This is a genomic window from Mesorhizobium sp. B2-9-1 (assembly GCF_006439455.1).
In the GTDB taxonomy this organism is placed as follows: Bacteria; Pseudomonadota; Alphaproteobacteria; order Rhizobiales; family Rhizobiaceae; genus Mesorhizobium.
Genome location: NZ_VFTP01000007.1, coordinates 1 through 20,900, shown reverse-complemented (window position 1 = coordinate 20,900; position 20,900 = coordinate 1). Strand labels below are relative to the sequence as shown.

At 62.5% G+C, this 20,900-nt stretch carries 24 protein-coding genes; 14 read left to right on the top strand and 10 right to left on the bottom strand.

The window, feature by feature from the left end; all coding sequences use genetic code 11:
• Window positions 1-144 precede the first annotated feature (144 nt).
• Both FJW05_RS14920 and FJW05_RS14915 read right to left on the bottom strand, forming a co-directional pair.
• On the bottom strand, window positions 145-825 hold the full coding sequence (locus FJW05_RS14920; RefSeq protein WP_140633326.1) for a GNAT family N-acetyltransferase: 681 nt from the start codon (window positions 823-825) through the stop codon (window positions 145-147).
• A complete protein-coding gene (locus FJW05_RS14915) occupies window positions 822-1,313 on the bottom strand; it encodes a MarR family transcriptional regulator (protein ID WP_140633323.1) in 492 nt (163 codons plus the stop codon). The genes FJW05_RS14920 and FJW05_RS14915 overlap by 4 nt, the downstream gene beginning before the upstream one ends.
• Window positions 1,314-1,545: 232 nt before the next feature.
• On the opposite strand from FJW05_RS14915, the gene FJW05_RS14910 reads away from it, so the two are divergent.
• From FJW05_RS14910 to FJW05_RS14895, 4 genes are all read left to right on the top strand, one after another.
• Window positions 1,546-2,583, top strand: coding sequence for a phosphatidylglycerol lysyltransferase domain-containing protein (locus FJW05_RS14910; protein ID WP_140633320.1), 1,038 nt, complete (start codon window positions 1,546-1,548; stop codon window positions 2,581-2,583).
• Window positions 2,584-2,766: 183 nt separating this feature from the next.
• The gene (locus FJW05_RS14905) at window positions 2,767-3,093 is read left to right on the top strand and encodes a PadR family transcriptional regulator (protein ID WP_140546695.1); all 327 of its coding nucleotides are present in this window, start codon (window positions 2,767-2,769) and stop codon (window positions 3,091-3,093) included.
• Window positions 3,090-3,656: a DUF1700 domain-containing protein gene (locus FJW05_RS14900; protein WP_140546694.1), complete on the top strand. Its 567-nt coding sequence runs from the start codon at window positions 3,090-3,092 to the stop codon at window positions 3,654-3,656. The genes FJW05_RS14905 and FJW05_RS14900 overlap by 4 nt, the downstream gene beginning before the upstream one ends.
• Before the next feature lie 34 nt (window positions 3,657-3,690).
• Complete coding sequence (locus FJW05_RS14895; protein ID WP_140633317.1) at window positions 3,691-4,398, top strand: DUF2807 domain-containing protein; 708 nt, start codon at window positions 3,691-3,693, stop codon at window positions 4,396-4,398.
• 31 nt (window positions 4,399-4,429) lie between these two features.
• Here the strand turns inward: FJW05_RS14895 and FJW05_RS14890 are convergent, their stop codons facing one another.
• Together FJW05_RS14890 and FJW05_RS14885 are read right to left on the bottom strand one after the other, a co-directional pair.
• Window positions 4,430-5,209 carry an ABC transporter permease gene (locus tag FJW05_RS14890; protein ID WP_140546692.1) on the bottom strand — a complete coding sequence of 260 codons (780 nt, stop codon included), beginning with the start codon at window positions 5,207-5,209 and terminating at the stop codon, window positions 4,430-4,432.
• Window positions 5,206-6,132 (bottom strand): ABC transporter ATP-binding protein, encoded by a 927-nt coding sequence (locus FJW05_RS14885; RefSeq protein ID WP_140546691.1) that lies wholly within the window; start codon window positions 6,130-6,132, stop codon window positions 5,206-5,208. The genes FJW05_RS14890 and FJW05_RS14885 overlap by 4 nt, the downstream gene beginning before the upstream one ends.
• Before the next feature lie 226 nt (window positions 6,133-6,358).
• On the opposite strand from FJW05_RS14885, the gene FJW05_RS14880 reads away from it, so the two are divergent.
• Window positions 6,359-6,742 carry a hypothetical protein gene (locus FJW05_RS14880; RefSeq protein ID WP_140633314.1) on the top strand — a complete coding sequence of 128 codons (384 nt, stop codon included), beginning with the start codon at window positions 6,359-6,361 and terminating at the stop codon, window positions 6,740-6,742.
• 381 nt (window positions 6,743-7,123) lie between these two features.
• Here FJW05_RS14880 and FJW05_RS14875 read toward each other — a convergent pair whose 3' ends face one another.
• The 5 genes from FJW05_RS14875 to FJW05_RS14855 form a co-directional block, all read right to left on the bottom strand.
• On the bottom strand, window positions 7,124-8,824 hold the full coding sequence (locus FJW05_RS14875) for a phospholipase D-like domain-containing protein (protein ID WP_140633311.1): 1,701 nt from the start codon (window positions 8,822-8,824) through the stop codon (window positions 7,124-7,126).
• A gap of 828 nt (window positions 8,825-9,652) precedes the next feature.
• Complete coding sequence (msrA, locus tag FJW05_RS14870) at window positions 9,653-10,396, bottom strand: peptide-methionine (S)-S-oxide reductase MsrA (protein ID WP_140633308.1); 744 nt, start codon at window positions 10,394-10,396, stop codon at window positions 9,653-9,655.
• A gap of 242 nt (window positions 10,397-10,638) precedes the next feature.
• Complete coding sequence (locus tag FJW05_RS14865) at window positions 10,639-10,938, bottom strand: hypothetical protein (RefSeq protein ID WP_140633305.1); 300 nt, start codon at window positions 10,936-10,938, stop codon at window positions 10,639-10,641.
• Between the two features lie 84 nt (window positions 10,939-11,022).
• Window positions 11,023-11,715 (bottom strand): DUF1223 domain-containing protein, encoded by a 693-nt coding sequence (locus tag FJW05_RS14860; protein ID WP_140633302.1) that lies wholly within the window; start codon window positions 11,713-11,715, stop codon window positions 11,023-11,025.
• Window positions 11,716-11,890: 175 nt separating this feature from the next.
• Window positions 11,891-12,262: a DUF559 domain-containing protein gene (locus FJW05_RS14855; RefSeq protein ID WP_140633299.1), complete on the bottom strand. Its 372-nt coding sequence runs from the start codon at window positions 12,260-12,262 to the stop codon at window positions 11,891-11,893.
• Between the two features lie 229 nt (window positions 12,263-12,491).
• Between FJW05_RS14855 and lepA the strand changes: the two genes are divergently transcribed.
• Window positions 12,492-14,297, top strand: coding sequence for a translation elongation factor 4 (gene lepA, locus FJW05_RS14850; RefSeq protein ID WP_095769428.1), 1,806 nt, complete (start codon window positions 12,492-12,494; stop codon window positions 14,295-14,297).
• Window positions 14,298-14,324: 27 nt separating this feature from the next.
• Here lepA and FJW05_RS14845 read toward each other — a convergent pair whose 3' ends face one another.
• Complete coding sequence (locus tag FJW05_RS14845; protein ID WP_246673463.1) at window positions 14,325-16,061, bottom strand: ATP-binding protein; 1,737 nt, start codon at window positions 16,059-16,061, stop codon at window positions 14,325-14,327.
• Window positions 16,062-16,318: 257 nt separating this feature from the next.
• On the opposite strand from FJW05_RS14845, the gene FJW05_RS27450 reads away from it, so the two are divergent.
• From FJW05_RS27450 to FJW05_RS14805, 8 genes are all read left to right on the top strand, one after another.
• Window positions 16,319-16,831 (top strand): hypothetical protein, encoded by a 513-nt coding sequence (locus FJW05_RS27450; protein ID WP_181164954.1) that lies wholly within the window; start codon window positions 16,319-16,321, stop codon window positions 16,829-16,831.
• 56 nt (window positions 16,832-16,887) lie between these two features.
• Entirely contained in the window at window positions 16,888-17,352 is a 465-nt protein-coding gene (locus FJW05_RS14835) for a hypothetical protein (protein WP_140633293.1), read from the top strand.
• A gap of 238 nt (window positions 17,353-17,590) precedes the next feature.
• Complete coding sequence (locus tag FJW05_RS14830) at window positions 17,591-17,938, top strand: hypothetical protein (protein ID WP_140633290.1); 348 nt, start codon at window positions 17,591-17,593, stop codon at window positions 17,936-17,938.
• Between the two features lie 129 nt (window positions 17,939-18,067).
• Window positions 18,068-18,439: an endonuclease domain-containing protein gene (locus tag FJW05_RS14825; protein ID WP_140633287.1), complete on the top strand. Its 372-nt coding sequence runs from the start codon at window positions 18,068-18,070 to the stop codon at window positions 18,437-18,439.
• A 210-nt stretch (window positions 18,440-18,649) separates the two neighbouring features.
• Window positions 18,650-19,021, top strand: coding sequence for a hypothetical protein (locus FJW05_RS14820; RefSeq protein ID WP_140633284.1), 372 nt, complete (start codon window positions 18,650-18,652; stop codon window positions 19,019-19,021).
• A 125-nt stretch (window positions 19,022-19,146) separates the two neighbouring features.
• A complete protein-coding gene (locus FJW05_RS14815; protein ID WP_140633281.1) occupies window positions 19,147-19,518 on the top strand; it encodes a DUF559 domain-containing protein in 372 nt (123 codons plus the stop codon).
• A gap of 170 nt (window positions 19,519-19,688) precedes the next feature.
• On the top strand, window positions 19,689-20,315 hold the full coding sequence (locus FJW05_RS14810) for a CDGSH iron-sulfur domain-containing protein (RefSeq protein ID WP_140633278.1): 627 nt from the start codon (window positions 19,689-19,691) through the stop codon (window positions 20,313-20,315).
• Window positions 20,316-20,368: 53 nt separating this feature from the next.
• The gene (locus FJW05_RS14805) at window positions 20,369-20,671 is read left to right on the top strand and encodes a cupredoxin family copper-binding protein (protein ID WP_140633275.1); all 303 of its coding nucleotides are present in this window, start codon (window positions 20,369-20,371) and stop codon (window positions 20,669-20,671) included.
• Window positions 20,672-20,900 lie beyond the last annotated feature (229 nt).

Here is a 20,900-nt window from a genome sequence, read left to right as displayed (position 1 = left end):
GCGATCGCAGGGCGCAGCGGAGCAGAACTCTGCACCGTTGCGACGCTCGCATGTCACGGAATGGATCCCTTGGGTCTGCGCTTCATCGCTACGCTCCTCGCTCCGCCCGTGGATGACGAAGCGAGAGACATCCGCTGCCAGTGCTTATTCGGCGCGTTGAACCATGGCCATGTTCATCCTGCTTCTCAAACGGAAGCCGATCGATTCGTAGAGTCCGGTCGCCGCGGCATTGCTTTCATAGGCGTGCAGGTATGGAACCTCGCCGCGTGCTGCGATCCGGCCGGCGACGAACGTTGACAGCAGGCTGGCAAGACCGCGGCCGCGAAAGTCTGGATGCGTGCACACGCCGCTGAGCTCGCTGCAGCCAGGCTGCTTCATGCGCTCGCCGGCCATCGCCGCCAGCCGGCCGTCGATCCTGATGCCCCAGAAATCGCCGAGGCTCAGCGCCTCCAGCGTGAAGGGACCGGGCTTGGTGAGCAACGCGAGCGCCAGCATTTCCGCTGCGTCGTCTTTCATCAGCTGCCGGATGCGCCCGTCTGGTGTCGCCGGCATCGGCTGCTCGGCGATCATCTGCACCAGCGTCGCCGTCGAAACAGCTGAAATTTGCGGCGGCAAGGCGATCTCGTCCGCCTGGACCAGCACGGCGGCTTCGCCCGGTGGGAGAAGCCTGGCCAGCGCCCGCAGGCTGTCCGTATCGTCGGCTGCGGTGGCCGCGAAAGGAACGATCGACGGGCGATATCGCCTCGCCAGCTCACCCCCTTCGGCGAGAGCCTGGTGCCGCGTCGTAAGCGCGCTCCAGATGGGGCGGTCGAGAAGATGTTTCACGACGCGGCCACCCTGGTGTTTTCGGCGCGACGATCGAGCGGCGTCGCGGCCAGACGATCCTCGATGGCGGCAAGCTGGCCGAGCAGCGGCCCGGAAAGATCGGCGCACAGACCCGCTACGGCATTTTCGATGCTCGGCCAGATCTCCCGCTTCGCCTGGTCGACCAGCCGCCGGCCGTTGCGGCTCAGCGAAACGATCCTGCGCCGCTGGTCGTCATTCGAAGGGTTGACCTCGACCAGCCCCAGCTCGGCAAGCAGCGTCGCGCTGCGCGTCACGCCCGGTTGCGCGACGCCGAGGGATTGCGCCAGCTCTCCGACCGGCAGCGGACCCAACCTGTCGAGCGCGGCGAGCAGCGGGTACTGACTCGACTGGATGCGCACCTCCAGGCGGTCGAGCACGCGCTGCGTATCGGCCTGCAACTGCTCGCCTATTCGTTTCATCCGGCTGCCGAGGCAGAGAAAGCCGAGGGATCGAAGGACGTCTTCCATAGCACCATTCGCCTATATATCTATAATTTGATATATAACATTGCATGGAAATATCAAGCCCTACACGCGCGTGGCGCGTTTCCGATGGACGATACGGACGCTTTCGGACATTTCCCCTTCATTCGTCGCCAATTGCATCCTATATCGCGCTGGCGCGACGTGACCGCAATCGGCCGCGCCGGCGATTCGCGACCTGAGGGGGCAGGTCATCCATTCTTGGCACGCGGAGCTCATGGCGCCCCTGCGCATCTATTTCGACAGGCTTCTCGATGCCGTGGCACCCAAGGTCCCGCGACGCGACCTGACGGACGACGAGCGCCTGGCGCTGGTGCGCCGTTACGGCGACTTCTCGCTCGCCTATTCGACGGCCGTGCAGCAGAAACTGTCCTATTTCAGCGATGGCGACGGCTACATCGCCTTCGGCACCAAGATGAGCCGTCATTTCGCGCTTGGCGATCCGGTGGCAGACCCGGCCGACCGTCCGGCCTATATCAAGCACTTCGTCGAGGCTGCCGACAGCCCCTGGTTCGTCCAGGTCGGCGCCGACACGGCCAAGGTGCTCGCCGGCCTCGGCTACCAGGTCAATCGCCTCGGCATCGACACCAGGCTGCCGCTGCCTGCGCATGATTTTTCCGGCAGGCGCAACGAGACCGTGCGCTATTCCGAGCGCTGGCTGACGAAGAAGGGTTTTACCCTCGCCGAGGACAAGGGCGACGGGCTGCAGGACGAGATCAAGCAGCTTTCCGCCGACTGGCGCAAAGAGCGCATCATCAAGCGTTGGGAAATGGGTTTCCTCAACCGTCGCTTTTCCGAAGAGATCGGCGCCGACATGCGCCGCTTCCTCCTGCACGGCCCTGAAGGCCGGCTTCTCGCCGTCCTCGATTTCGACCCGTTGTTCCGCGACGGCAAGGTCGTCGGCTACACCACCTCCTTCAAGCGCAAGCAGGTCGACGCGACGCCACATGCCGAGATCGGCCTGACCAAATTCGCCGTCGACCGCTTTCGCGAGGAGGGCGTCTCACAGGTGACGCTCGGGCTCTCGCCGCTGCTCGACATCGAGCCGAGCGGCTTCGCCGAATCGGGCTTCTGGCGCGGAACCTTCCAGCGCGCCTACAACTCGCCCTGGATCAACCGCTCGCGCTTCAACCTGCAGGGCCAAGCGGCCTTCAAGCGCCGCTTCCATGGCGTCGAGGAGCCGACCTATATCGCGTTCCGCAAAGGGACTTTCGTGGAAATGCTGGGCCTGCTGCGGTTGATCAAGGCGATCTGAATACGCTTGGTTTTCCGGGCATGCCAGACACACTCCTGCGCCAGCCGGATGAACCGTGGCTGGATCATGGCAGTTTCTCTTTGCTCGGTAAGCTGCATCAACTGGTATCTTGCATAAACAGGTAGCTTGCTATATCTGTTTTGTAAACCGGGAACCAAGCTGTCCGGTGAACCGGAATGCGACATGACCGACTCGATCCAGGTGCAATTGCGAAAAGGCGCGCTCGACCTGTGCGTGCTGGCCGTGCTGTCGCGGGGTGAAAGCTATGGCTACGAAATCGCCAGCCAGCTGGTCGCCGCGGTCGGCATGGGGGAAGGCACGATCTACCCGCTGATGCGCCGCATGCAGAATGACGGCCTGGTCGCCACCCGCATCGCGGAGTCGAGCAACGGACCGCCCCGCAAATATTACCGGCTCTCGCCGCTAGGACAGAAGGCGTTCGAAGCGCATCGCCGCGATTGGCGCTCGCTCGTCGGCGCGATCGACAAAATTCTCGAGGATCTGCCATGACCAAGGACGCTTTCCTGCAGACGCTGAGACAGGGGCTGGCCGGCCTGCCGGCGCACGAGATCGACGACATAGTCGGCGACTATAGCTCCCATTTCGCTGATGCTTCCGGCCGCGGCGAAGCGGAGGTCGCGGCGGCGCTGGGCGATCCGGCCAGGCTCGCCCGCGAGCTGCGCGCCGAGGCCGGGCTGCGCCGCTTCGAGGCGCATTGGAGCATGTCCAACATGCTGGGGGCGACACTCGCGCTTGCCGGTCTTGCCTTCGTCGATCTCGTCCTGCTGCTGCCGCTTCTGCTCACCGCGATCATCCTTGGCATCGGGCTTGGCATCACGCTTGTCGCCATCGGCGCGCTGGGCATCAAGATCATCCTCACGACGCTGCTGTTCGATCCTGCCGGAACGCTCACCGCCGTGCTCGGCCGCCTCTTCATCGGCGCCGGGCTGGTGAGCGGCTTCATCGGCGGCGGCGCCTTGCTGTTGCTCGGGTTCAGCGCCGGCCTACGGGTCGTCGGGCGCTACGCCAGGCTGCATTCGCGTCTGGCGCGACCTGACCGCGATCGCGCCTGAGCTTTGTTTGTCATCACGTGGAAGGAACCGCACAATGACTGGAAAACTGGCATTCGTCGCGACAGCGGGGCTGACCGGCGCAATCGTCTTTCTGGCGCTTGGCATCGGGCTTTCCGGGCCGGACTGGATCTATGCCGGCGGCTCGTGGATCGGCGGGCAATCCACCTGCGGAAAGTCCACCTCCACGACGAAACAGGTCACGCTGCCGTTCAGCGCCGGCGATGGTTTCACCATCGCCGTTCCGGCAGCGGTGCGCTACCGGCCGGGAGACGTGGCGCAAGCCGTCGTCAGCGGCGAATCGGTCCTGGTCGACCATGTGCGGATGGAAGGCAGCAAGCTCAGCCTGGACTGCGATCCGGGCTGGTTCAACAACCGCGTCGACGTCACCCTGTCGGGGCCTGCGATAACGGACTGGAAGATAATCGGCAGCGGCGATCTCGCCCTGGACGAGATCAACCAGCCCGCGCTGCGGCTGGACATCCGCGGCAGCGGCAGCATCACCGCCGCCGGAACGGCTCAGACCGTCGACCTTCAGATTTCCGGTTCAGGCGACGGGCGTCTCAAAAACCTGACCGCCCAATCTGCTAAGGTCGATATCCGCGGCAGCGGCGATGCCGAGATCACCGCGCAGGCGGATGCGGATGTCTCGATTTCCGGTAGCGGCGACGTCGATGTCTACGGGCACCCGACCATGCGGCGTTCGCAGGTGCGCGGCAGCGGCAGCATCACACAGGTGCCGTAAAAACAAAGGCTCTGCGGCGGCTGAGCCCTGTTCAGTTCCTCAACCGATAGCCCGTCTTGAAGATCCACGCCACGATCGCGATGCAGATCGCCAAGAACATCACCGTCATGCCGAGGCTGACGCCGACCGAGACGTCGGCCTTGCCGTAAAAACTCCAGCGGAACCCGCTGATCAGGTAGACGACCGGGTTGAACAGCGTGATCGTCTTCCAGATGCCGGGCAGCATGTGGATCGAATAGAAGCTGCCGCCGAGGAAGGTGAGCGGCGTAACGATGAGCAGCGGCACCAGCTGCAGCTGCTCGAAGGTCTTTGCCCAAATGCCGATGATGAAGCCGAACAGGCTGAAGGTCACCGCGGTCAGCACCAGGAAGGCGATCATCCAGAATGGATGCTCGATCCTGAGCGGCACGAAAAGCGCCGCCGTGGCCAGGATGATCAGGCCGAGCATGACCGACTTGGTCGCAGCACCCCCGACATAGGCGATGATGATCTCCAGATAGGAGACCGGCGCCGACAGGAGCTCGTAGATCGAGCCGACGAATTTCGGGAAATAGATGGCGAAGGAGGCGTTGGAGATCGATTGCGTCAGGAGCGACAGCATCATCAACCCCGGCACGATGAAGGCGCCATAGGCGATGCCGTCGATCTCGGTGATGCGCGAGCCGATGGCCGAGCCGAAGACGACGAAATAGAGCGATGTCGAGATGACCGGCGAGATGATGCTCTGCAGCACCGTGCGGAAGGCGCGCGCCATCTCGACCCGGTAGATCGCCCATACTGCACGAAAATTGGGGGCAGCCCGCAGGTTCATGGCTCTTGCCTCAGAAGATTGACGAAGATCTCTTCGAGCGAGCTGTTCTTGGTGTCGAGGTCGCGGAACTGGACGCCGGCCGCCTCGAGGTCGCGGATCAGCGAGGCGACGCCCGGACGGTCGCTCTGGTTGTCATAGGTGTAGGTGAGCTGGTTGCCGTCGTCCGACAGCTCCAATGAATAGTGCGACAGGCCGTCCGGAACGGCGGCGAGCGGCGCGCGCAGCTCCAGATTCATCTGCTTGCGGCCGAGCTTGCGCATAAGCTCGGCCTTGCCCTCGACCAGGATGATCTCGCCCTTGTTGATGACGCCGACGCGGTCGGCCATCGCCTCGGCCTCTTCGATGTAATGCGTGGTGAGGATGATGGTGACGCCGTCCTCGCGCAGGCGCCGCACCATCGCCCACATGTCCTGGCGCAATTCGACGTCGACGCCCGCGGTCGGCTCGTCGAGGAAGAGCACGCGGGGCTCGTGCGACAGCGCCTTGGCGATCATCAGCCGGCGCTTCATGCCGCCGGACAGGGTGATCGCTCTCGAATCTTTCTTGTCCCACAGCGAAAGGTCGCGCAGCACTTTTTCGACGAAGGCCGCGTTGGGCGCCTTGCCGAACAGGCCGCGGCTGTAGTTCACCGTCGCCCAGACCGTCTCGAAAGCGTCGATGGTAAGCTCCTGCGGCACCAGCCCGATCAGGCTGCGCGCGGCGCGGTAGTCCCGGCCGATGTCGTGGCCGTCCACCGTGACAGTGCCTGAAGAGCGGTTGACGATGCCGCAGACGATCGAGATCAGCGTCGTCTTGCCGGCGCCGTTCGGCCCCAGCAGCGCGAAGATCTCGCCGCGCTCGATGTCGAGATTGATTTCCTTCAGCGCCTTGAAGCCGGTGGCATACGTTTTCGTGACACCGGAGATCGAGATGATGGATGACATGCTGAAATACGGCCGGCTGGAAAAGGTGATCTCATATAGGTCGGATGCCGCCCGGTGCAACTGTGAATCGCCGCTGCTGCTGACAGTTCTGGACAGGGAGGGCGTCTTTCTCCCCGGTTGCGTAGAGAAATGCCCTGCGACGGGATGAATGAGATCGATCGGAGACTGCGCGAGCTGCCGGCGCCGCGTCTATCCGACCTGTTCCAAATGGTTCAACTTTAAATAGGTGCTTGAGAAAATTGCAATTGTGTCGCCGCACTATTGGGGGATGTTCAAATTCGCACAGAGCTATCCGTTTCGCAGAGGTCTGGTTGGCGTTCTTTACGGCCTGATCTTTGCCGGGTTTTCCGTCATGGCCTTCGGCTTGTCGACCGCGCATTGGATAGCTCGCACCTGGGGAATCTCTGGCTTGCTGATTTCCCTCATGGCGTACATCGCCGTCATGACGCTTCTTTTTTGGGTTGTGAATAGGGTCAACGACGCGGCCCCAACGTTTACGCTTCCACCTGGCGACGCGATCCGGGTTGGACCGCCGATTGAAGAAACTGTCGAGAACACAGCCGTGTCGCTGGAAACAGCTCTGAAGACAGCACAGTTTAAGCAGAAGTGATTGTGGGTGCCCTCATCGATGCCCGATCTAATCGCAAGCGGCTAAGTTGCCGCTTGTCGGCCGGCAGTATTTTCACCGTTCCTTTCTGTGAAATCGGCGCAGACGCCCGGGATTGGCGGAAGCCTCCCAACCTCGTCATCCACGGGCGGAGCAAGGAGCGAAGCGACGCGCGCGAGTATCCATTCCGTGACGCATGAGCGCTGCTGCGGTGCAGAATTCTGCTCCGCTGCACGTTTGATCAACGTCACGGAATGGATTCCAGGGTCTGCGCGACGCCGCTTCGCGGCTGCTCCGCCCTGGAATGACGAGGTTGGAGGCCAATCGCCAGCGTTTGCACTGATTTCACGGAAATGAGCGGCCAAAGTTCCCTGCGTCGAACAACTAACCCTGCGTCCAGAACGCGATCTCCTGCGCCTTGGTCCTGAGCTCGGTCTTCAGCCACTGGTCGTCGTCGTCGAGATAGCTCCACGGCGTCCTGCCTTGGGCCCGCATCTCGCGGATGTAGGAGCGGTAGCGGTAGTGGCTGTAGACCGACATCGCGTAGGTGGCATAGGCGGCGGCGAGCTTCCTGTGGCCCCGCACGATCACCAGGTTCTCGTCGTTCTTCTCGCTCGCCGGCGCCGAGAAATTGTGGCTGCCGGTCACCACCACGCAGTCGTTCGAATGCGGGTCGGTCACCAGGATCTTCGAGTGCACGATGGCGTGGCCGATCTGCGACAGGAAGCTCCGCCGGTTGACCTCGGCGATCCATGGCCCGAGCGGCGTATCGAGGCCCTGCGGCTGCGCCACCGCATAGTGGTCGGGCGTGAATTTCCGGTCGCTGCTCACCAGGTCGATGTCGAGGAAATTCTGCTCGGTGCCGCCCTCCTCCGCGCTCAGCGTCGAGACCACGCCGCGCACATACATGCCCTTTTCCCTGGCGCGCTGGCCGGCCAGCGTGTGCAGCCCCTGCTTGCCCGGCGTGAACATCAAGAACAGCACCGCCTGTTTGGCTGAGGCGATGACATCGCGCAGCGCCGCCATGTCGGCACCATCCGAGGTGCGGGTGAACCAGACGGTCGCCTTGGCGGTCCCGACCGTGAAGGTCTTGGGGGCATCGTTGTCCGCCATCAGCGCCGGCGTGAAATTGGCCGGGTCGGTCTTGGGCGGCGAGGCGTCCTTCAACAGGTCCCAATGCTTGCGGAAATGCGCCGCGACCGCCGCGTCCTCGATCAGCAAGCCGTTGTTGACCTGCGTGCACAGGCCGGTCGTGCTCCAGTTGGTGCTGCCCGTCCACGCCATCTTCGGCTCGCCGTCCTTGGACACGACGACGAATTTGTTGTGGCCGAGGCCTTTCGATTTCAGCATCCGGTCGATGGTCGCGATGCCGTGGTCGTTGAGGTTCCTGCGCGCGTCCTTGTTGCCGTCGCCACTTTTGTCGGAGCCGTTGGCGAGGATGAGATGGAGCCGCGGCCCGAGCCCGATCAGCGCTGTCTCCAGCGTCGCGTCGCCGAGCTCGTAGAGCGCGGCGTGTAATTCGTCGCCGGCGACCTGCGTCAGCCCGACCATGCGCAGCCCGAGATCGCCTTCGAGGAAAGCGCGGAATTTTGCGTCGCCATTGGTCTGCAGGCTCTTCTTGAAGGCCGCGGGCGACAGCTTGTTCTTGGCCATGTAGCGGGCGACGAATTGCGACAGCACCAGGCCGCGATTGAAGTAGCAGGAAAAGCCGCCGCCCGCGTCGGTGGCAAGTGTCGCCCAGTCCGTCCAGTCGCTCGACACGCCCTTGGTCAGCGGCTTGCCGGGGCCGGCGCTCATCATCGCGGTCACCCGGTAGCGCACGACATTGCCGACATCGGCCGCATGGTCGGTCCAGTTGAAGCGCTGGAACGGCCAGACGTCCGACGGCCTGTGGTCGCCCGATTTCGGCTTGTCCTTGGTGAAGCCGACGCGGTTCTCCACCGGCTCGATCCTCTCGCTCGCCCCGGCCTTGCGGCCGCGCTCGAGCAGAAAGCCCCGGCATCCGGCGATGAAATCGCTGGGCGCCCAGGCGACGAAGGCGTCGTCGCCATTGGTGTAGACGGAGACTTTTATGTCGATGGCCATCTGTCGTTCCTCCCATCCGTCGTTGTTCCCGAAGTGTGGCCGGTATGCCCGGCCATCAACGCAGCCAACAAGAATCCGCCCCGGAAGCACGGCCCCGGATCAGCTGAAACAGAATTGTCGAAAGAGTGACGGCGATGATTATGTGGCGGCAGAAGATCGGATGTCAATGTTTTGCAGCGTCAAGTATAATTCTATGAACTGCTTCACATTGTGTTTTGTTTGCCAGCAAAACAAAGGCCCGAAAGTTCGGGCCGGCCTGGAGCAATTCCAGGAAAAGCGAGAGCGGCGAGGTTGCCATTTGTCGGGCAGGACGTTCACCGTTCCCCTTCCGTGAAATCGGCGCAAACGCAGGCGATTGGCTGAAGCCTCCCAACCTCGTCATTCCAGGGCGGAGCAAGGAGCGAAGCGACGCGCGGAGACCCTGGAATCCATTCCGTGACCTTTGCCGTAGGGCACAACGGTGCAGAATTCTGCACCGTGAGCGACGCTCATACGTCACGGAATCCTCGGGTTTGCGCGCGTCGCTGCGCTCCTTGCTCGCCCGCGGATGACGATCGCGATGAGCGTTTCGGCCAATCGCCAAGGCATGCCGCCTGCGGACACAGACCCAGCGATCGAAAGATCCCAGCCTCGTCATTCCAGGGCGGAGCAGCCGCGAAGCGGCGTCGCGCAAACCCTGGAATCCATGCCGCGACCCTTGCCGTAGGGTACAACGGAGCAGAATTCTGCACCGTTGCGGCGCTCATACGTCACGGAATGGATCCTCGGGCCTACGCGCGTCGCTTCGCTCCTTGCTCCGCCCGTGGATGACGACGAGTGGGTGTCTCGTCAGCTCTTGCTGGAGGCCAGCACCAGCGCCGGCTTCTCGCTGTAGAGCTTGGGGAACAGCGTCTTCAAATTCTCGATCTTGGGCAGGTCGTTGTAGACGATATAGGGATAGGTCGGGTTCAGCGTCAGGAAGTCCTGATGGTAATCCTCGGCCGGGTAGAAGGTCTTGCCGGTCTCCAGCGTGGTGACGATCGGCTTGCCGAACACCTTGGCCTTGTCGAGCTGGGCGATATAGCTCTGGGCGACCTTCTTCTGCTCGTCGTTCTCGGCGAAGATCGTCGAGCGGTATTGCGTGCCTTGGTCCGGACCCTGGTAGTTGAGCTGCGTCGGATTGTGCGCGACCGAGAAATAGACCTGCAGCAGCTGGCCGTAGGTGACCTTCGACGGGTCGTAGGTGATCTCGACGGATTCGGCGTGCCCCGTGCGGCCGGTGCCGACGACTTCATAGACGGCGTTTTCGCCGCTGCCGCCGGTATAGCCGGACACCGCCTTGCTGACGCCCTTGACATGCTGGAACACGCCCTGCACGCCCCAGAAACAGCCGCCGGCGAAGATAGCCTTCTCGGTGCCGCTCGCCGCCTTCTCGTCCAGAGCCGGCGGCGGGATCACCACCGCGTCCTCGGCCGAGCGGGCCGGTGTCTGCCACAGAGCCGCTGCCGCCACGGCCGCAAGGCCGAGCACTGCCAACGTGCCGCGGGCGAAGAATGGCGATCGCCGCGCGGCCTTTGCCTTTATGCCGTTCATGTCCTGATCTCCTGTTGTTGCTTCATTATATACGAACGCAGCCGCGAAGTGGTTCTCACTTTGCCGTGCGGCTGTTCTTGTGAGCGGCGGCGCTCCCCCGGCCCTTCGGGCCACCTTCTCTCCGGTGGGGAGAAGAGATTGGCGCCGGCGCCGAAAGCCTCCTCTCCCCATCGGGGAGAGGTCGGATTGCCTCGAATTGCTCTTGGCAATTCGGTTGGCAATCCGGGTGAGCCAAGCTCGCCTTACTGAGCGGTGGTGTCCGCTGGCTTCATGGCATCCGTCACAGGCTTCATCGCATCCGCCGGCTTCATCGCATCCGCCGGCTTCATCGCCTCGGTGCTCATCGCGTCGGGCTTCATGGCGTCGGCCGGCTTCATCGCGTCCGTCGCCGGCTTCATCGCGCCCGCCGGCTTCATGGCGTCGGTCGCCATCGCGTTGGCGGGCTTCATCGCATTGGTCGCGTCGTCGGCGCGGGCGCCGGCGACGAAGACGGACGCTAAAAGCGCGAGGGCCAGCGCCGGCAGCGTGAGGAACTTGGACATAGGTAGTCTCCTTGGGTTTGGCGCGCGGAGGCGGGCCGGGTTATGCGTTGCCGCTGTCTACGGCCCCGCGCGTAGGGGAAAAGATCAGTTGGCGGCCGCGGCCAGGATGGGTCCGCCGCGCGCCGCCTGCACCAGCACCGCGGTGCTCCAGCCCCCGGTGGCTGCCGGCAACGGCAGCGTCGTCGCCGCGCCGTTCCAGCTGCCGAGCTTGGTCAGCGAATGCACGACATTGGCGTGCGGCAGCGTGCGGCCGGTGTTCTCGCCGCGCGCCACCGGCACCTCGACGATGCCTCTTGTGTAGCGCACAAGCCAGATGTCGGCGCTGCCGCCCGGCGCCTTGCCGGCGCCGATGCTGACCTTGCCCTGCCCAAGCGAAAGCTCCGGCCCCTGCGTGCGGCCGCCTTTGGCGATCAGGCCCTGGATCTCGCCCGGCGAGGCGCCCACGCCGTCGCTTCTGCCGTTCACCACCACTTGCGGCGTGAACGGCCCGTCATGGCCGAGCGACGGCTCGTAGGTCACCTGGCGTTCCGTGAATTCCTTGCGGCCGAACGTGTCCTTCCAGCCGAGATAGTCCCAGTAGGTGACGTTGAACGACAGCGCCAGCACGCCGGGCTGGTCCTTGACCTTGATCAGGTTGGCGTTGGCCGGCGGGCAGGACGAGCAGCCCTGGCTGGTGAACAGCTCGACCACGGTGAGCGGCTGCGCGGTCGCCGCGCCCATCGTGGCCGCGAGCATCGCGCCGGCGAGCAGGACGGTCCTTGTTGTCGTTCCGGTCATGGGAAGCAGTCTCCGTTGCGGGGTCATGCTTCATTTCGTCGGGGTGGAGAGGTTCGTTACAGCTTCACCGGTTTGTGATTGGGGCCTTCCCTTCGCCCCTTGTGGGAGAAGGTGGATCGGCGCGCAGCGCCGAGACGGATGAGGGGTGCTCCAGCGGAGTGAGACGTCTACCCGCTCACCGCCACGGCTGCAGGCCGAGATCCTTCACATAGGCGATGATCGTATCGCAGACGCCGTCCAGATCCTTCAGCACATCATCATTCCAAAAGCGCAAGATCCGAAATCCTCTCGCCTTCAATTCAGCTCCGCGAGCCAAATCCGACCCCGAGTCCGCGTGCTGGCTACCATCCAGCTCGACGATGAGCCGCGCCTCGAGACAAGCGAAATCGGCGACGTATTTTCCAATGGGCACCTGCCGGCGAAACTTGATCCGATCGAGCCTGCGGTCGCGCAATTCCTGCCACAGCTTGTGCTCAGCCTCCGTCATCTCACGGCGGAGCGTTCGGGCAAAACTGCGCTTGGCTTGGGTGACGGGCTGGTGCGGCATTGCGCCAGACTAGCTGGCCGCTGAGTTCCGTCCAACACCCGTCATCCGTCTCGGCGCTGCGCGCCGATCCACCACCCGGCCCTTCGCAGGCTCAGGGCGTTCGAAGCTCGAAAAAGCCAAGCAATTGGCTTTTCGCCCGCTGACGCGGACCGCTTCTCACCCCACAAGGGGAGAAGGGAAAAAGGCGTTCCGCTTGCCCCTCAACCCCGCCCCTGCTAAAGCGCGGCGCATGACGACACCCCTCGACCACATCCGCAATTTCTCCATCGTCGCCCATATCGACCATGGCAAATCCACGCTTGCCGACCGGCTGATCCAGCTCACCGGCACGCTGGAGGAGCGCGACATGAAGGAGCAGGTGCTGGACTCGATGGATATCGAGCGCGAGCGCGGCATCACCATCAAGGCCCAGACCGTTCGGCTGAACTACCGCGCCAAAAACGGCGAGGACTATGTGCTGAACCTCATCGACACGCCCGGCCATGTCGACTTCGCCTATGAGGTGTCGCGCTCCTTGGCCGCCTGCGAGGGCTCGCTGCTGGTGGTGGACGCGTCCCAAGGCGTCGAGGCGCAGACCTTGGCCAATGTCTACCAGGCCATCGACAACAATCACGAGATCGTCGTGGTGCTGAACAAGGTCGACCTGCCGGCCGCCGAGCCCGAGCGCATCCGCGAGCAGGTGGAGGAGGTGATCGGCCTCGACGCCTCCAATGCGGTGCTGATCTCTGCCAAGACCGGGCTGGGAGTGCCGGACGTGCTGGAGGCGATCGTCCACCAGCTGCCGCCGCCGCGCGAGGGCGACATCGCGGCGCCCCTGAAGGCAATGCTGGTCGACAGCTGGTACGACGCCTATCTCGGCGTCATCGTGCTGGTGCGCATCATCGACGGCGTGATGAAGAAGGGCCAGACCATCCGCATGATGGGCACCGGCGCGAAATATCTCGTCGAGAGGACGGGCGTGTTCAAGCCGGCCCGCGTCAATGTCGACGAGCTCGGCCCCGGCGAGTTCGGCTTCTTCACCGGCTCGATCAAGGAAGTGGCCGACACCCGCGTCGGCGACACCATCACCGAGGACCGCCGCCCGACGCAAAAGGCGCTGCCCGGCTTCAAACCGGCGCAGCCGGTGGTGTTCTGCGGCCTGTTTCCGGTCGACGCCGCCGATTTCGAGGATCTGCGCGCCGCCGTCGGCAAGTTGCGCCTCAACGACGCCAGCTTTTCCTACGAGATGGAGACCAGCGCCGCGCTCGGCTTCGGCTATCGCTGCGGCTTCCTGGGCCTGCTGCATCTGGAGATCATCCAGGAGCGGCTGGAGCGCGAGTTCAACCTCGACCTGATCGCCACAGCGCCTTCCGTCGTCTACCGCCTGAACCTCAATGACGGCTCGGTGAAGGAACTGCACAATCCGGCCGACATGCCCGACGTGGTCAAGATCGCCTCGATCGAGGAGCCGTGGATCCGCGCCACCATCCTGACCCCCGACGACTATCTCGGCGGCATCCTGAAACTCTGCCAGGACAGGCGCGGCATCCAGGCCGATCTTTCCTATGTCGGCAAACGCGCCATGCTGACCTACGACCTGCCGCTCAACGAGGTGGTGTTCGATTTCTACGACCGGCTGAAGTCGATCTCCAAGGGCTACGCCTCCTTCGACTATCACCTGACCGACTATCGCGAGGGCGACCTGGTGAAGATGTCGATCCTGGTCAATGAGGAGCCGGTCGACGCGCTGTCCATGCTGGTGCACCGCACGGCGGCGGAAAAGCGCGGCCGCGCCATGTGCGAGAAGCTGAAGGAGCTGATCCCGCACCACCTGTTCAAGATCCCGATCCAGGCGGCAATCGGCGGCAAGGTCATCGCCCGCGAGACCATCTCGGCGCTGCGCAAGGACGTCACCGCCAAATGCTACGGCGGCGACGTGACCCGCAAGCGCAAGCTGCTCGACAAGCAGAAAGAGGGCAAGAAGCGGATGCGCCAGTTCGGCAAAGTGGACATCCCGCAGGAGGCGTTTATTCAGGCGCTGAAGATGGGGGATTGAGAAGCCGGTTGGCGCGCGGAGCGCTCGCTATTCCTCAGCGAAGTATCGATTTACCTCTGTGAGCATGTCACAGAATTCGACATCGAAATCCGATGCGTGGAATTCGTCCAAAACCTGAAACAGCGAGATAGATGTCCCGTAGGCCTCGTCAAGCACCCGATTATAAGCCGAAAAAAACTCTTTTCCAGAAATTCGGCAGCTATATCCCCGAGTCGTCCAATCTTTATCAAATTCGCTTTTAGCTGACTTCAGAATGGTTTGAGTGTCCCTCCCGTCGCGTTTGAGCTGATAGTACTTGCTTGTCGCTGATTGGACGTTAATAAGGCAATCCTCACGCATTTCCAATGAAATTGCGGACAAGGTATTGTCGATCCAAGCATCTTCTATCGTCTTCTCTTTCTTTCTAGCTGCCTTTTGAGTAGCCTTGTAGATCGCGTCCCGAGCGATGACATAGTTCTCGATCTCTTTTCGCCGGAGAACATGACAGAAGACCCCAGATCTTCTTAGCTTCTGCTCGTGACCTTCAATTTCGTCCAAGCATCTATAATCTCTGTCAAAGATCGCGGCGATCTTGGGTTGAATTCCAAAAAGCTCCTGAAAGGCCCAAGGCAGATTGCCTACCCGAGGCCATTGTTCGTACCCACCTATCTTGAGCAGCATCGTATCAGGATCGCTAAACACCCCATCGGGTATCAGCATTTGCTCGAACCTTCGATAGATGGAGCGGTCGTTTCCCTCGAATGCTATTATCCTTCTGGCTCTAGAAAGACGCGCGAAGTCGGCGTTCTCAGAGGAACCTAATAGCGCATGCGCGCTACGGTAGCCTTCCTCGGTGGTGATCCGCTTCCCTGTCTGAAGTTCCGATCTCACCAGAACGACATCGCCTGAATTGGCTTCGTTCATGATCTCTGCCGAATGAGTGGCAAGAAAAATTTGAGAAAATCTCTTTTTGGCAATGCCGTAAAGTCTTCTCTGTAAGTCGGCGTGAAGGTAAACGTCAGGCTCGTCCAGAACGAGGATATCTCCCCCCGATCCTCGAAGAAAATGGGTCATGATTTGCAGCCACGCCTGAAATCCAAATCCTGACAAATAGATTTCTCTTGGATGGCCCTTCTCAAGATAAATCATCTCAAGCGTCGATGGCACTCCAACAATTACTTTCGGTTTCTGAACCTCGATATCTTTCCAATTACCCTCCACTAGCGCGGAGAATTCCTGAAATTCGCTGTGGCTCTTCTGTCGCCATATATTCCTAAAGTTTCGTGCGGCAAGTCGAGTATGCTCGACGCCTCTGACGTAATCGGGATCGTTCGGTTTCTCGGTTTCCTCAAATTGGCCCAGAGTTGGAACGACAATTATGGATTCCGGAAAACAGTCTCTAAAGAAGGCCTTGGTGCTCTTTGCTCTCTTATCTGATTGTATAAAAACGATTGGTTGGCGGTCGACATTCAGTATAATGTGAAGGGCGGATCCATTCTCGTGAAATATCGAAATCTTAACGTCATCTTCCGATTCATCTGTCGGTATGTTCGCAATTGGCAGGCAAAAATTCTTATTAGCCATTTCGTATGTTGCGCAAACGCCATATGGATTTTGCGTCTTCAGGACCGGAAGTCTGTATTCTGCGTAGCGAGCGACATCGGCGAACAGCCGGAGAGCGTCGAGCACTGAGGACTTTCCAGCGTTGTTTGGACCTACGAAGATATTTCGCTCTTTGCAGGTGACGCGGAACTTAGAGTGCTTTCGAAAGTTTTCGAACTCGATTCGCCTTAGAATTTAAACCTCCCCCCACCAATGCCGTCCTAGGTTAGATTCCTACACGATTCTGCCAGAGTCGTAAGTGTGGCGCACGTCATTTCGGTCCTGGGCCTTTTGCCATCGATCCCCCTCGCCCCTGTTCCCTCGGCAGGTTGCTTTCGATACTTCAGTTCGTGGCTATGGTCCCGGTGCACTTACTAGTGTCCTCCCTTCTCCATCCTCCCATCTTGGCGTATCCTCTCCCCGGCTTGGGGAGACATCACATGCGCTCCACTCTCGATCTCGTCGCCGCGATCGGCCTCGCCATCGGCGGCGCCTTTGGCCTTGCGGGCACTTTCGTCGCGAACGACGCCCTGCGCGAGACGGTCTGGACCATCGACGGCGTCGGCATCGTCGTCGCCACCGCGCTACTCACGATGAAATACCAGCGGCTCGGCAATGATCTCGTCGCGGCGGGCTTCCTCACCTTCCTCGCCGGCGAAAGCCTGCTTCTGGCCGGCAATGCGGCGGGACTGCAGGCCTCCGTGCCTTCCTATGCCGGCGGCATCGCGCTGTGGGCAGCGGGGCTGGTGATGGTCAGCGCGCAAGCCACATTCGCGCTGTGGATGCGGCTCGCGGCGTCCGTCGCCGCCGTGTTGTTCTCCGTCTCGGTCGTCATGATCCTGTGGGGCGCGCCGCTTTTGCCCACCTCGGCGCCGCTGCCGGCGCTCGGCTATCCGTTCCTGGTGCTAACCTTCATCGGCTGGATCTGGACTTTGCTGAAGCCGGAGCGTTGAGCGCGAAGGCGATGCCCGCGCCACTCGAACTCCGCAACAGCCCGTCGGGAAAGATCTTGCCCGCCATCGGACCGTTCCTGCTTGGCGGCATTTTCGGCTTCGGCGCGCTGCAGGGCGTGGCTTCGGGGGCCAATGGCGGGCATGTGCTGTGGATCGCGCTGCTTAGCGCCGCCTGCCTGGGGCTCGGCGTATCAATAGCGCGCGGCGCCTTCGACAGTTCGGTCAAGGTGACGCTGGACAGCCAAGGTTTCCGCGATGCTCGCGCCGGCGACGTGCTGGTGCCATGGAGCAAGGTCAGGAGCGTGCGGCTCGCCGCCGGCGGCAAGGGCGCGGCGATGCTCAATTTCGAGCTCACCGAGGAGCCGCCCGACGCAATCCGCTATTCCTCCGCCAATGCCTTCGGCCTGATGCCCTTCGGCCGGAACATCGTGCATATGGAGATCTCCTCGCTCGACGTGCGGGGAGAGGAGATGGTGGACGCGGTAAAGACATTCGCGCCGCATGTGGTGGTGAGGCGCTGACTTTCCCTTCTCCCCCTGTGGGAGAAGGTGGCCGCGAAGCGGCCGGATGAGGGGTGCTGGAAGGAATGAGGCATCGGCGATCGGGTACAATACGCCGTTTGCAGCGAACGGCCTTGCCAAGCTGGAGCACCCCTCATCCGTCTCGGCGCTGCGCGCCGAGCCACCTTCCCCCACAAGGGGGGAAGGGGAGGTCGCGCCGCTTCCGCTCCCGTGCTCTACTCCCTCGGAGGACCTCGCCATGATTCGCGCTTTGCTCGCCTTCCTTCTCCTCAGCACCCCGGCCTTGGCCGCCGACATGTCGGTCTTCGTGCGCAACCAGCGTTCGGACGGCGTCGCGGTCGAGCTGTTCAGCCGCGACAGCCAAAAAGTCTGGCCGGGCGACGACAAGGTGTTCCTCATCCGCCCGAAGGCGCGCAAATCCGTCCCAATCTCCTGCGAGCCGGGCGAGCACATCTGCTGGGGCGCCTGGGTGAACGGCGACGATTCCGTCACCGCCGGCGTCGGCCCCGACAACGACCAACCCTGCGACACCTGCTGCTTCATCTGCACCGAGCATTCCACCGAGACGGTGGACCTGGCCGAGTAGCGTGGCGCCTTCCCCTTCTCCCCTTGTGGGAGAAGGTGGCTCGGCGCGCAGCGCCGAGACGGATGAGGGGTGCTCCAGCGGAATGAGGCGCCGGCTGTTCAAGTCCACAACATTAGCTAGTCTCGCGCCATGCCGCACCAACCCCTAACCCCGGCCAAACGCAATTTCGCTCGGTCCATGCGCCGTGAGCCGACAGAGGCGGAAGACCGCTTGTGGCACGAATTGCGCGGCCGGCGACTCGACAATATCAAGTTCAAGCGGCAGGTGCCGATAAGCAGGTTCGTCGCGGATTTCCTCTGCGCCGAAGCAAAACTCATCGTCGAAATCGACGGCAGCCAGCATGCGGAGTCGCTCCGTGATCTGGAGCGCGACGCCGCATTGAAGGCGAGGGGCTTTCGCGTGCTGCGGTTCTGGAACGATGATGTGCTGAAAGACTTGAACGCCGTCTGCGACACCATCATCGCCTATGTGCGGGACGAGAGTCTGCAGCCCTGGCGGTAGCGGGGCGCACGCGTTCTTGCCAAGCTGGAACACCCCTCATCCGTCTCGGCGCTGCGCGCCGAGCCACCTTCTCCCACAAGGGGAGAAGGGGAAGTCGCGCCTTCCCCCAAATTCCGTCAGCCATTTTCGCCGCCACCCCTTGGCATACGCGCCGGCCATGTCATCATCCAACCATCGGCCGTGGGGGCCGATTCTACCTCGGGGGTTCTCATGTCTTCCACCTTTGCGCGCCGCGTTGCCGCCGCGCTTTCGCTTGTCGTCCTCATCGCGCCCGCCGCTCGTGCCGGCGACGTCACCTTCCAGATCAAGAACAATCATCCCAACGCCATGCGCGTCGAGCTCTACAGCCAAGACCGCGACTATGTCTGGCCGGGAAATGGCAAGGATTTCTATCTCGACGACGGCGAGACCAAGCAGTTGCCAATCTCGTGCAACGAGGGCGAGAAGATCTGCTACGGCGCCTGGGTCGACGGCGACGAGGGGACCTATTGGGGCGTCGGCCCCAACAACAAGGAAACCTGCGAGGACTGCTGCTACACCTGCAGCGGCGGCCAGACCGAGGAGATCGATCTGGAGGAGTAGCTCTTCCCCTTCTCCCCTTGTGGGAGAAGGTGGCTCGGCGCGCAGCGCCGAGACGGATGAGGGGTGTTCCAGCGGAGTGACGCGCCGGATATTTGAGCGGTCACCTACATGGCTAATCTTCCGCCATGCCCCACCAACCCGTAACCCCGGCCAAACGAAATTTCGCTCGGTCCATGCGCCGCGAGCCCACAGAGGCGGAAGAGCGTCTGTGGCAGGAACTGTGCGGCCGAAGGCTGGACAACATCAAGTTCAAGCGGCAGGTGCCGATGGGCCGATACGTGGCCGACTTTGTCTGTCCCGCGGCGAAACTCATCGTCGAAATCGACGGCAGCCAGCACGCGGAATCGCGCCATGACCAGGAGCGCGACACCGAATTGAAGGCAAGGGGATTTCGCGTGCTGCGGTTCTGGAACGACGATGTCCTGAAAGAGCTGGGTGCGGTCTGCGATACCATTATTGCGTATGTGAACGATAAGAGTTTGCAGCCCTGGCGGTGATGCCGCCGGGCGTCTTCGCCAAGCTGGAGCACCCCTCATCCGTCTCGGCGCTGCGCGCCGAGCCACCTTCTCCCACAAGGGGAGAAGGGGAAGTAGTCATCCGGCCAGCTTGACGCGCCTCGCGCCCCCGCCCTAGCCTTCGCCTCAACCCAACAGGAGACCCCACCCACATGGCAGGCACGGTCGAAGGCGAGAAGATCGACGTTTCCTTCAGCGGCAAGCGCTGCATCCATTCGCGCAATTGCGTGCTTGGCAACCCGCATGTCTTCGTGCCCAACGCGCCGGGCGAGTGGATCCACCCGGAAGCAGCCAGCGTCGAGCAGGTCGTGGCGCTGGCGCAAAACTGCCCCTCGGGCGCCATCACCTACACCAGAAAAGATGGCGGGCCGCAGGAGAAGCCGCCGGTGGTCAACACCGTGCGGTTGCGCGAGAACGGCCCGCTGGCGGTGCATGCCGAGATCGTGCTCGGCGAGGACACCTTCTTTCGCGCCACGCTCTGCCGCTGCGGCCTGTCGCAGAACAAGCCGTTCTGCGACAACAGCCACATCAAGGCCGGTTTTTCCGCCACAGGCGAGCCGCCGCTGAAGGAAGCGCAGGTGCTGGAAGCGCGAGACGGCCCGCTGAGGGTCACTCCCACCATCAACGGCCCGCTCAAGGTCGAAGGCCACGCCGAGATCGTCACCGGCACGGGGCATACCATTGCCCGCACCACCAAGGTGTTCCTCTGTCGCTGCGGGCATTCGGCCAACAAGCCGTTTTGCGACGGGTCGCATAAAAGAGTGGGGTTCGTGGCATGACAAACGCTGCGCCCGCCTTAGCTTAGGGAGAGGACTCTGAGGAGGAATCCACCATGCGCACTATGCTCACCCTTGCCTTGCTTGCCTTCGCAATGCCCGCCTTCGCCGCAAACCACGCGGTTGAGATCAAGGACATGAAATTTCACCCGGCCAAGATCAGTGTCGCCGTTGGCGACACCGTGACCTTCACCAACGCCGATTCCAAGACGCACACCGCCACGGCGGATGACGGTTCCTTCGATACCGGCCACCTCGCCAAGGGCAAACGCGTCAAGGTCAAGATATCGGCCGCCGGCGCGCATCCGTTCCATTGTGCGATCCACAGCTCGATGACGGGCACCGTCACGGCGAAATAGGCGGCGGCGCTTAAAGGACTGCTGCGCAGGCCGGCGCGAGGCCCCCCTCTCTGCCCTGCCGGGCATCTCCCCCTCAAGGGGGGAGATTGGCAGCTTGGACGCCGGCGCCCCCTTTGCGACGTTGGCGATTGGCGAAAGCGCCGGCGACATCTGATCTCCCCCCTCGAGGGGGAGATGGCCGGCAGGCCAGAGGGGGGGGCTGTCCCGCCAATCTCTCCAAGAACGCACC

Excerpts from the sequence above, each read along its gene's own strand:
- FJW05_RS14805 (WP_140633275.1), top strand. The coding sequence starts at position 20,369 with ATGCGCACTATGCTCACCCTTGCCTTGCTTGCCTTCGCAATGCCCGCC.
- FJW05_RS14900 (WP_140546694.1), top strand. The coding sequence starts at position 3,090 with ATGACCAAGGACGCTTTCCTGCAGACGCTGAGACAGGGGCTGGCCGGC.
- FJW05_RS14905 (WP_140546695.1), top strand. The coding sequence starts at position 2,767 with ATGACCGACTCGATCCAGGTGCAATTGCGAAAAGGCGCGCTCGACCTG.
- FJW05_RS14885 (WP_140546691.1), bottom strand. The coding sequence starts at position 6,132 with ATGTCATCCATCATCTCGATCTCCGGTGTCACGAAAACGTATGCCACC.
- FJW05_RS14860 (WP_140633302.1), bottom strand. The coding sequence starts at position 11,715 with ATGACCGGAACGACAACAAGGACCGTCCTGCTCGCCGGCGCGATGCTC.
- FJW05_RS14875 (WP_140633311.1), bottom strand. The coding sequence starts at position 8,824 with ATGGCCATCGACATAAAAGTCTCCGTCTACACCAATGGCGACGACGCC.
- FJW05_RS27450 (WP_181164954.1), top strand. The coding sequence starts at position 16,319 with ATGCGCTCCACTCTCGATCTCGTCGCCGCGATCGGCCTCGCCATCGGC.
- FJW05_RS14895 (WP_140633317.1), top strand. The coding sequence starts at position 3,691 with ATGACTGGAAAACTGGCATTCGTCGCGACAGCGGGGCTGACCGGCGCA.
- FJW05_RS14855 (WP_140633299.1), bottom strand. The coding sequence starts at position 12,262 with ATGCCGCACCAGCCCGTCACCCAAGCCAAGCGCAGTTTTGCCCGAACG.
- FJW05_RS14910 (WP_140633320.1), top strand. The coding sequence starts at position 1,546 with ATGGCGCCCCTGCGCATCTATTTCGACAGGCTTCTCGATGCCGTGGCA.
- FJW05_RS14915 (WP_140633323.1), bottom strand. The coding sequence starts at position 1,313 with ATGGAAGACGTCCTTCGATCCCTCGGCTTTCTCTGCCTCGGCAGCCGG.
- lepA (WP_095769428.1), top strand. The coding sequence starts at position 12,492 with ATGACGACACCCCTCGACCACATCCGCAATTTCTCCATCGTCGCCCAT.
- FJW05_RS14820 (WP_140633284.1), top strand. The coding sequence starts at position 18,650 with ATGTCTTCCACCTTTGCGCGCCGCGTTGCCGCCGCGCTTTCGCTTGTC.
- FJW05_RS14890 (WP_140546692.1), bottom strand. The coding sequence starts at position 5,209 with ATGAACCTGCGGGCTGCCCCCAATTTTCGTGCAGTATGGGCGATCTAC.
- FJW05_RS14825 (WP_140633287.1), top strand. The coding sequence starts at position 18,068 with ATGCCGCACCAACCCCTAACCCCGGCCAAACGCAATTTCGCTCGGTCC.
- FJW05_RS14865 (WP_140633305.1), bottom strand. The coding sequence starts at position 10,938 with ATGTCCAAGTTCCTCACGCTGCCGGCGCTGGCCCTCGCGCTTTTAGCG.
- FJW05_RS14810 (WP_140633278.1), top strand. The coding sequence starts at position 19,689 with ATGGCAGGCACGGTCGAAGGCGAGAAGATCGACGTTTCCTTCAGCGGC.
- msrA (WP_140633308.1), bottom strand. The coding sequence starts at position 10,396 with ATGAACGGCATAAAGGCAAAGGCCGCGCGGCGATCGCCATTCTTCGCC.
- FJW05_RS14815 (WP_140633281.1), top strand. The coding sequence starts at position 19,147 with ATGCCCCACCAACCCGTAACCCCGGCCAAACGAAATTTCGCTCGGTCC.
- FJW05_RS14830 (WP_140633290.1), top strand. The coding sequence starts at position 17,591 with ATGATTCGCGCTTTGCTCGCCTTCCTTCTCCTCAGCACCCCGGCCTTG.